The organism is Sessilibacter sp. MAH3 (genome assembly GCF_054658275.1).
In genome coordinates, this window is record NZ_BAAGIE010000053.1 from 1 (window position 1) to 8,519 (window position 8,519).

Sequence of the window (8,519 nt, forward strand, 5' to 3'; positions counted from 1 at the left end):
TTAGATTATTCATTGATAAACGGTATTCTCAAATAATAATCTAAATATTTTTAGGTTAATCAGAGGTTCCTATAAAGAGTGACTCAGTAAATGTTAAAACAGGTCGTCTTGCTCTAATAATCGATTAGCGATGGATTCTGCATCTATATTAAAAGAACCTTCATTAATAGCCGCTCGTATTTGATCGACACGCTCTTGATTCACGTCGCTAGTAGCAGCAATTGAGTTTTCAATCTGCGAGAGTCTGTTAGCCTGCGGGCTGAGCGTAACGTCTGAAGTAGGGCCTGTGGTGGTATTCGCTCGACCTTGTTGAACAGTTTCAGCTCTAGAATTTGTTTCTAAGCGAGTATTCTCAGAACTGTTTCTCTGCACGTTATTGCTGTTTGAGTTTAGATTGGCATTGTTACCAATAGAGTTAATGGCCATTATCGTTTGCTCGTTGTTTATGTATGAGTTACTGAGGTTAACCCAGATAATTTGATCATGTACTTGGTTTCGGCCAAGTCTTGATAACCTTTAATGGTTTTTTAAATTTTTTCTTTTAGTGTTGGTCTTTAGGGGCATGTGACTAACTCATCCGTGAATTAGTCAGATGACAGAAATTGAAACTGTGATCTCCAATTTCTTCACAATTTCAATCACTTACAGCTCTTTAAATTGGCAACACATCCTTGTGTGCGGGAAACTCTGGGTTAATCTGAGTTTCCTTGAGTTTTATTCTGGATAACTTTCTGTTATAGCGGCTATTTTGTTTAAACGAGCTCGATTTTTGGGGTTTCTATGTTTGGCTGATTGAGTCTCGCTGTGTAATAGGGTCTATCTTTATGATTCTTAACGATTTTTTTTGTGATTCTTTAAGACTAATCATTGTTTTTAAGTCTTAAAGGTTGATATACACATCGCCATTTGATTGCACTGTACCCGAGACAATACGATCACTTCGGTTATTTTTTACACGAATAATCTCCCCAATACGCCCATCCGATAAGGCCGTACCTGTTGTTTCAACAGAGATTACAGATGATGTAGCCATCAGATTAACAATTTGTCCGCGTTTGATAACTTGCGGCATATCCAATAGGGCATCTCTAACAATGTCACCACTTTTGATGTTTCTCTTTAATTCTTTACCTATCACAGGGGTAATCTCTTTGTAATAGCTTTCTCTGATATCACTGATGTCAACCAAATCTATTTTTAAATCGCTTTCTTGAATTAATTTTCCTTTGGAGAGATGATCACTAAATACAACAATTTTCTTATATAACGCGATTTCGGCAATTAAATAAATTGACCATGATTGTGGCGAAGAACAGCTTAATTGTACGGTAAGACGTTTGGAGACAAAATCCGTCGGAAATTTGGCATCTAAATTTGACGAACAAGGTGATAATTTAAGTCGATTATCTGGCGCATTAACGTTAACAACGATTTTGTCAAAATCCTGTTGGTTGGAAATCTTTTCCACAATTTCCTTGTAGGCTATTTGACTTAATATTTGTAAATTCTGATATTCCTCATTTGCCAATGAATGTTTAGCCTGTAAAAAAGCAATAAAAAACACCAACGCTATAATAGTTCTGGGCTTTATGAATAAAGATCTTTCTTTAAGGCCATTAAAAAAAGTTTTTTCTTTCATCTCAAGACGCTTTGTCATTTTTATCCTATTCTCATTATGAGTTTGTTTTTCATTTTGAGATTTAAAGTTTTAGCTACTTGTGTCGATAAAATGTCAACAAATCATAGGTAATTTAGTTTTTGTTCTTACGAGCAATCTCTATGCCGTACGATTTACAACAAATTAGGCAAACCATTTAAGATTTGGTATACCTGAGAGGACTCTCATGGCAGGTGTTTTAGACACGGTTAACCAGCGAACCCAACTTGTGGGCCAAAACAGGCTGGAGTTACTGCTGTTTCGTTTAAAGGGCAAGCAAATTTACGGAATTAACGTTTTTAAAGTTAAAGAAGTGTTGCAGTGTCCGCCATTAAACGAAATACCTAATCGTAACCATATTGTAAGAGGTGTGGCTCATATACGTGGTGGAACAATTTCCATTATGGATATGAATCTCGCAATTGGTCGAACGGAATTAGATGATATTACCAATTGTTTCGTAATCATCACCGAATACAATCGTTCGACACAAGGATTCTTGGTTGCGGCGGTGGAACGCATTGTTAATATCAATTGGGAGTCTATCCATCCGCCACCACGCGGTGCGGGGCGAGAAAACTATCTTACTGCGGTCACCGAAATCGAAAATCAGTTAGTCGAGATTATCGATGTTGAAAAGATTTTGGCAGAAGTTAATCCATTATCTGAAGAAATCAGTAGCGATGTTATTGAAGACGGTATTGCAGAGCGAGTTGTTCAGAAACATGTTTTGATTGTTGATGATTCAACCATTGCACGTAAGCAAATTCAACGTGTTATTGAACAAATGGGTATCAAAACAACACTCAAAAAAGATGGTCGAGAGGCTCTGGAATATTTAGAAGGTCTGGTGGAAGCCGGTAAAAATGTCGAGCAGGAACTCATTCTTGTCATTTCAGATATCGAAATGCCAGAAATGGACGGTTACACGTTTACCGCAGAGGTGCGTGCTAATCCGGCACTTTCGAAATTGCATATCGTTTTACATACATCACTCAGCGGTGTGTTTAACCAAGCAATGGTGAAAAAGGTCGGTGCGGACAGCTTTTTGGCAAAATTCAACCCCGATGATCTCGCCAGACATGTTAATAGTCGAGTTCTGGAAATGACCGGTGAAAGTCTGGTTAATATTGAAGACGAGGAATAACTGAAAGTATTTTGCTGGAAAATACCATGACAACCTCTGATTATCTCTTTTATGATTTAATCAGAGGTTAGAAATTGACAATATTATTTCCAGCTTCTATACCATTTCAATGACTCAGTATTTCTTGTATTAACGACGTATTTTGAGTCGATGAAAACTCTGAATAATTTGGAGTTTCTTATAATTTTTAGAAAACGAATTTCCAATACCTACAATTTGTTTTCCACCTTTGTATGTGGGGCCTCAATTTGAATATATTATCTGGCCAAGACGGAAGTGGATCGAAAAGCGTTGATAGTAAAACCATATCCAGTGATACGCTTTTTGATTCTCCTGCAGAACTTGCGAATTTCTGCGAGTTCTTGGAGAAAATTTGCGGTATTCATTTAAAAGAAAACAAACATTATTTAATTGGTATTAGACTTCGAAAAATACTTGAAGAGTATAAATTAAACTCTACCCGAGATTTAATTAAGAAGCTTGAGTACGGTGCAGACAGCAAACTCAAGCGTGAAGTTATTGACGCTATGACCACCAACGAGACATTCTGGTTTCGTGACTCTTATCCATTTGATTTTTTTGAGAACAAATTTTTGCCAGAGCGTCTTGCTAACACGACTGGAAAGATTCGTATTTGGTCGGCAGCGTGCTCCACAGGACAAGAGCCTTATTCACTGGCAATGCTCACAGAAGAAGTATTGTCACGAAATCCGCAGTGGGCACAACGTCAGATCGAAATCGTTGCGACGGATATTTCGAATAAAGTCTTGGAACAGTGCAAACTTGCTCAATATGATCGCAGTGAAGTCGAGCGCGGTCTGTGCAATCAGCGATTAAAGCGTTACTTTGAACCGGTAGACGATAAGATATGGCAGTTGGCTGAGAAGGTTCGTAAGCGTGTTACGTTTAAAGTTTTAAATCTAAGTGATTCATTTACGAGTTTGGGCAAATTCGACATCATCTACTGTCGAAATGTTTTAATTTATTTTAAGGGTGAATTAAAACAAGATATTTTGACACGCTTGAATCGACAATTATCAAGTAATGGGCTGTTGTTTTTGGGCGCGTCTGAGGGATTGTCTCAAGCTGATAAGCTTTACAATATGATTAATTGTAATCCTGGTATTGTTTACCAAGCTATTCATTAAAAAAGAAGGCCGCAGCCTTCTTTTTTTATTACAATTTACTGTCTATTACAGCGATTAGGGTTGGTTTAAAGACCAATCGTAGGAGTCAGTAATTTTTCCAGAGAAAGAGTTTAGCTTTTCTTGTAATTGTGGCTCAGCATAGAGTTTTAAGTGTTCAATTAAAGATGCATCGGTGCCACCAAAATCTACTTTATACCATTCGTAAATGCTTGAAACTTGCATCTTGTCGCCTTCAATTTTAACGCCGCGTGTATGATTGACGTAATCTTTAGCCGATTGATCTAAAAGTGCTTCGGTATTTTCGGCGGTAAATGCAGTGGCCGATAGGTTAGGGCAGCCCATGCTCGCACAGTTTACCGCGTAATGGATTCGGTTATCTTTCCAAATTGGGCGCAAAATTCCGTGTTCAATATTGTTGAGCGTTAGAGTTTCGCCTTCAATGGTGATTATTTCTTTGTCCCAAGGGCCAAAACTGAAAAAACCGCCTAATTTTGTAATGGATTTTACCGGATAATTGTCCAAAATTAGATTAACGGTTAACGCATTATAGAGATTAATCCAATAGGCTTTTTGTTCGGCCAGGTTATATTCACGTGGGTCGGTATTTTTAAGGTCGTTGATGTAGGATTCCAAGGCGCTTTTGTCGGCCTTTGAAACTGCCTTGTAATTAAAACGATTAATACCACTTGGATGGTTTGACACTAGGTATGCGTCTAAGACAGTTTGCCATTTGCTGTGGTCAATGGTGTTTGTGTTTTCTTCGTCACTCTCGTCCCAAAAATCGATTAATTCTGAGGTGGGTGCTGCGTGCACATTCACCGACAGAATTAAACTGCTTAATACGAGTAAAAATGCAGAAAATACCACGGTTAGGTTATTTTTTTGCCAATTTAGCATGATGTTTTCCTATAACTTCAGTTCAAAAATTGCTTGTCCGTGTGACCTGTAAAAATCTTAAAAGTTAACTTTTTTCCGATCGTTTCATGTAAATTTCATCTTTTGTTATATTTTCGGCCCACCACAGATTAAAAATCATTCCAAGAATACCTTTACCCGCACCAATAACCCCCGATAAAGTCCCGCTAATTTTAGATTTACCAATACGTTTTAGTGAATCTACGGGTATTTCTTCGATGCTAAAGCCCATTTGAATTGCTTTAACTTGCATTTCTACGGTCCAACCAAAACTACGATCGCGCATTTTTAGCGTATTGAGCGATTGTTTACGAATAGCTCGAAATGGCCCTAAATCGGTAATATTGGCTTTCCAGAGTAGTCTAATTAGAAACGTCGCCAGTTGATTACCAAACAGCTGGGGCGGCGTTAAAGCACCTTTCGATATTTTCCCTTTAACGCGAGTGCCAATCACCAAATCTTGCTCATGATCAATGAGCGTGGTGATTAGAGGAACACTTTGAGCGCTTACACAAGAATGGTCGCCGTCGATGAACAATACAATAGATGATTCCGCATTCAGGTATTCCATGGCTTTTAGGCAGGCTGCGCCATAACCTTTTTCAGGCTGGTGAACCACAAAAGCTCCGGCATTGATAGCAACCTGCGTTGAATTATCAACGGAGCCATTATCGCAAACGATAATTTCGTCTATGAGCAGAGAATCGTCGGGATTTTTAAGGGCTAGAAGCTCTTCAACCACTAAGCCTATGGCGGATTCCTCATCAAGAACGGGAATGATGACGGAGATGAAATGGGATTTGTACATTACATGGGTAATCTGTGGACACTCTTTGTACAAGCAGAGTCTGTAATTGAAGCTAATAAGAAGCTATAAATAAAAAGCCCTGAAATTCAGGGCTTTTCTGTATCTGTACGAAGTTATACGTACGGATCTCTGATAAAAACTGCTTACTTGTCTAATTTGTAACGCTTGGCCAAGTAGAAAACAACATCTTTGCGTTGTTGCTCGTCCAATTTCGCTAACAATTCTTCATTGGTGTAAAGAGCTTCAATAACGGCTTTGGCTTGCTCTTGATCCAGCTTTTTACCGGGAAGAGGACATTTTTTACAGGCAACTTTACGGTTGAAATTACGCTTACCTTTATCGTAAGGGCTATCTACAGTTGGGGTAGGCGCTGACGAAAATGATCCGGATGCGAAGGCTTCTGCACCAAATAACATAGCAGCTATAACGGTGAATGCCATGGTAAATTTGCGGGCAACAGTTAGTATCATATTGAACTCCAATCTGGATTTTATAATTAGTTGAATGTTGTTTTAGGCAAAGAGACCGTGAAACCACTGCTATAAAGCAGAAACGCTTACTTTATGTGTTAAGTTAGCAAATCACACCCAAAATATTGGAAAGTCTCGATGCGTTAATAATGGTTAAGATTCTAATCGATAAGTTTGTGTTGTTTCTAGGCCATCGATCGTCTGACTATCACAATTCACTAACATATTCCGAATTTGATCATTTTGGGCAAACTCGGAGTCATCAAAATGTCATAGAAGCCTAAGACTGTGAGAAAGACCAAAGAGTTGCCTAATAATTCATTAGCCGTAGATGTATGAATACAATATTGCCGTAGATTTTTTGTAATTAATTGAAATTGTTAAAAAAATCAGCCTAGTTCCGTTGCTGGGATGTTTTGTCAGGTCACTTGAGTTTAACAGTACAGGGTATACCTTTATGATGCTTATATGAAAGTTCGCATGTGTTGCTTTGCGTAAATCATGAGGTATTTAAGGTTAATTCTCTGGCCGCGAGGGATGAATCTGAGTTTTATTCGCTTTTTATAAATAACGTATTTCGAATATCAAGACATAGTGTTTTTGGCGATTAAATCCTTCCGAATATTCTGCTTAAAAAGTCTGAAAGTACCAATTCACAAGTCAAGTAATGATAAAATCAACGTTTGCCTAAGTTTGATAACCGTCTATGTTCAGTTTATCTCGACACCATCCGCTATTAAATACCGAAAAATATCTCATTCATGTGTGCGGAATTGTTGTCAGCGTTTGCTTGTATCTACTGTTCAGTGCCGCAGGCTCGGAAGGATTTCCCAGTTTGCCTCTTTTTTACTCAGTTATGGCATTGGTCTTTAGTTGTTCAGTTATTGCGGCGATATCTATCCAAAGCAATGAAATAATCCTAAGGTCGTCATCATTATTGATAGTTTCCGCGGTTTTTATTTGGCCTGTCATATTTCGGTTAATAGCTGTTCAGTTTTATCCTATTTTTGAAGATGATCATTACCGTTTTTTATGGGATGGGTACGTATTTTTTGAATATGGTACGCCTTACGGTGTTGCACCCAGCAAGTTTTTTGGCAATAACTCTGTACCTAGTAGTATGGAAGATATTTTGGGTGGTATTAATTATCCCGATATTCCGACAATTTATGGGCCAGTTACCGAACTTATTTTTCTCTTAAGTTATTGGTTATTCCCCGCCGATATTTTTGGCTTACAGTTGTTATCTGCATTGTTCGATTTAGGCGTTATTGGTGTGTTATGGCGAGTCGCACCTAGGTGGGGAGCTGTTCTTTATGCCTGGAGCCCATTAATTATCAAAGAATTTTCTTTAACAGCGCATCCCGATATTTACGCGGTGTTTTTTTTGGGTGTCAGTTTTTTATGTTTAAAGAAAAATTATCAAGTTGCGTGCATGGTATTTTTAGCGATTGCTGTGTGTACGAAAGTCTTTGCAATTTTGCTGGTACCGTTATTCGCTATTCGTTGCCGGTGGTTTACGTGGCCTATATTTGTCGTCGTAGTTGGCGCCATTTACGCGCCTTTTTATTATCTAAATAACGCAGATCTGTATGGTTTATTTGCGTTTGCGCAAAATTGGCAATTTAATGGCTCGATTGTTGTTTTGCTTAATCAAATATTCGATATTCACACAACGAAAATCATAACCGCATTATTATTTTGTTGTTTGTATGCTGTGTATTGGTTTTACTTTGTGCTTGGCAAAAAAGCCGACATTCGTGGTGATTGGGTTTTTGCGGTATTCTTTTTATTAGCGCCTGTTGTAAATGCTTGGTATCTCGTCTGGTTGCTGTTTTTTGCCGCAATATATCCTTCGCTATGGGCTTGGTTTGCATCGTTCATGATCTTACTGTCATACGTTAATGGCTTCAATATTCTGGATGGAACTCTTGAGTTATACGAACAACCTCATTGGGCCCGGTGGCTGGAGTATGGGAGTGTTATCGCGGTTTGGGTAATTGAAGTGATTGTAATTCGAACATCAAGTGAATTACGAGCGCAGAAAAAAGCTCCCAGCTTGTAAGTTTTTAACGAAAACTCTGATTAACGTAGAGTTTCTGCGGCACAAGGATGTGTAGGCAATGGCGAGATATGGTAAGTAGTTGAAATGGTGAAGAAATTGAGCATTGTATTGTCAATTTTGTCCTCTGATCAAACCATGGCGGATTTAGTCAGAGGTTCCTAACCGTTACTCTTACGCTTCAAATAACTGTTACGCTTCAGATAGCTGTACTAGAAACTTAATTACAATTGATATCGCGGTTTCAGATAATAAGTGCAATTGGTAGTTGAGAGGCCAGCTGGTAGAGTCAGCACCTCTCCCGACCAAGAG

At 38.5% G+C, this 8,519-nt stretch carries 8 protein-coding genes and 1 pseudogene; 3 read left to right on the top strand and 6 right to left on the bottom strand.

Annotation, left to right across the window (positions count from 1 at the left end; translation table 11 throughout):
- Positions 1 to 93: 93 nt before the first annotated feature.
- Positions 94 to 426, bottom strand: coding sequence for a flagellar biosynthesis anti-sigma factor FlgM (gene flgM / locus ACYQ2C_RS18265; RefSeq protein WP_460048064.1), 333 nt, complete (start codon positions 424 to 426; stop codon positions 94 to 96).
- A gap of 454 nt (positions 427 to 880) precedes the next feature.
- The gene (gene flgA / locus ACYQ2C_RS18270; protein WP_460048066.1) at positions 881 to 1,657 is read right to left on the bottom strand and encodes a flagellar basal body P-ring formation chaperone FlgA; all 777 of its coding nucleotides are present in this window, start codon (positions 1,655 to 1,657) and stop codon (positions 881 to 883) included.
- Between the two features lie 187 nt (positions 1,658 to 1,844).
- Here flgA and ACYQ2C_RS18275 point away from each other — a divergent pair, with 187 nt between their 5' ends.
- A complete protein-coding gene (locus tag ACYQ2C_RS18275; protein ID WP_460048068.1) occupies positions 1,845 to 2,804 on the top strand; it encodes a chemotaxis protein CheV in 960 nt (319 codons plus the stop codon).
- Between the two features lie 187 nt (positions 2,805 to 2,991).
- Here ACYQ2C_RS18275 and ACYQ2C_RS18280 read toward each other — a convergent pair.
- Positions 2,992 to 3,171: pseudogene (locus tag ACYQ2C_RS18280) on the bottom strand (hypothetical protein); the annotation flags it as partial.
- Here ACYQ2C_RS18280 and ACYQ2C_RS18285 point away from each other — a divergent pair.
- Positions 3,110 to 3,952, top strand: a complete 843-nt coding sequence (locus ACYQ2C_RS18285) for a CheR family methyltransferase (RefSeq protein WP_460048124.1) — start codon at positions 3,110 to 3,112, stop codon at positions 3,950 to 3,952. The pseudogene ACYQ2C_RS18280 and the gene ACYQ2C_RS18285 sit on opposite strands and share 62 nt — an antisense overlap.
- A gap of 54 nt (positions 3,953 to 4,006) precedes the next feature.
- Here ACYQ2C_RS18285 and ACYQ2C_RS18290 read toward each other — a convergent pair whose 3' ends face one another.
- The 3 genes from ACYQ2C_RS18290 to ACYQ2C_RS18300 form a co-directional block, all read right to left on the bottom strand.
- Complete coding sequence (locus tag ACYQ2C_RS18290; protein WP_460104602.1) at positions 4,007 to 4,849, bottom strand: DUF547 domain-containing protein; 843 nt, start codon at positions 4,847 to 4,849, stop codon at positions 4,007 to 4,009.
- Between the two features lie 64 nt (positions 4,850 to 4,913).
- Positions 4,914 to 5,675, bottom strand: a complete 762-nt coding sequence (locus ACYQ2C_RS18295; RefSeq protein WP_460048070.1) for a glycosyltransferase family 2 protein — start codon at positions 5,673 to 5,675, stop codon at positions 4,914 to 4,916.
- 143 nt (positions 5,676 to 5,818) lie between these two features.
- Positions 5,819 to 6,145: a hypothetical protein gene (locus ACYQ2C_RS18300; RefSeq protein WP_460048072.1), complete on the bottom strand. Its 327-nt coding sequence runs from the start codon at positions 6,143 to 6,145 to the stop codon at positions 5,819 to 5,821.
- Between the two features lie 706 nt (positions 6,146 to 6,851).
- Between ACYQ2C_RS18300 and ACYQ2C_RS18305 the strand changes: the two genes are divergently transcribed.
- A complete protein-coding gene (locus ACYQ2C_RS18305) occupies positions 6,852 to 8,210 on the top strand; it encodes a hypothetical protein (protein WP_460104606.1) in 1,359 nt (452 codons plus the stop codon).
- The last annotated feature ends 309 nt before the right edge of the window (positions 8,211 to 8,519 follow it).

Excerpts from the sequence above, each read along its gene's own strand:
- flgM (WP_460048064.1), bottom strand. The coding sequence starts at position 426 with ATGGCCATTAACTCTATTGGTAACAATGCCAATCTAAACTCAAACAGC.
- flgA (WP_460048066.1), bottom strand. The coding sequence starts at position 1,657 with ATGACAAAGCGTCTTGAGATGAAAGAAAAAACTTTTTTTAATGGCCTT.
- ACYQ2C_RS18275 (WP_460048068.1), top strand. The coding sequence starts at position 1,845 with ATGGCAGGTGTTTTAGACACGGTTAACCAGCGAACCCAACTTGTGGGC.
- ACYQ2C_RS18290 (WP_460104602.1), bottom strand. The coding sequence starts at position 4,849 with ATGCTAAATTGGCAAAAAAATAACCTAACCGTGGTATTTTCTGCATTT.
- ACYQ2C_RS18295 (WP_460048070.1), bottom strand. The coding sequence starts at position 5,675 with ATGTACAAATCCCATTTCATCTCCGTCATCATTCCCGTTCTTGATGAG.
- ACYQ2C_RS18300 (WP_460048072.1), bottom strand. The coding sequence starts at position 6,145 with ATGATACTAACTGTTGCCCGCAAATTTACCATGGCATTCACCGTTATA.
- ACYQ2C_RS18305 (WP_460104606.1), top strand. The coding sequence starts at position 6,852 with ATGTTCAGTTTATCTCGACACCATCCGCTATTAAATACCGAAAAATAT.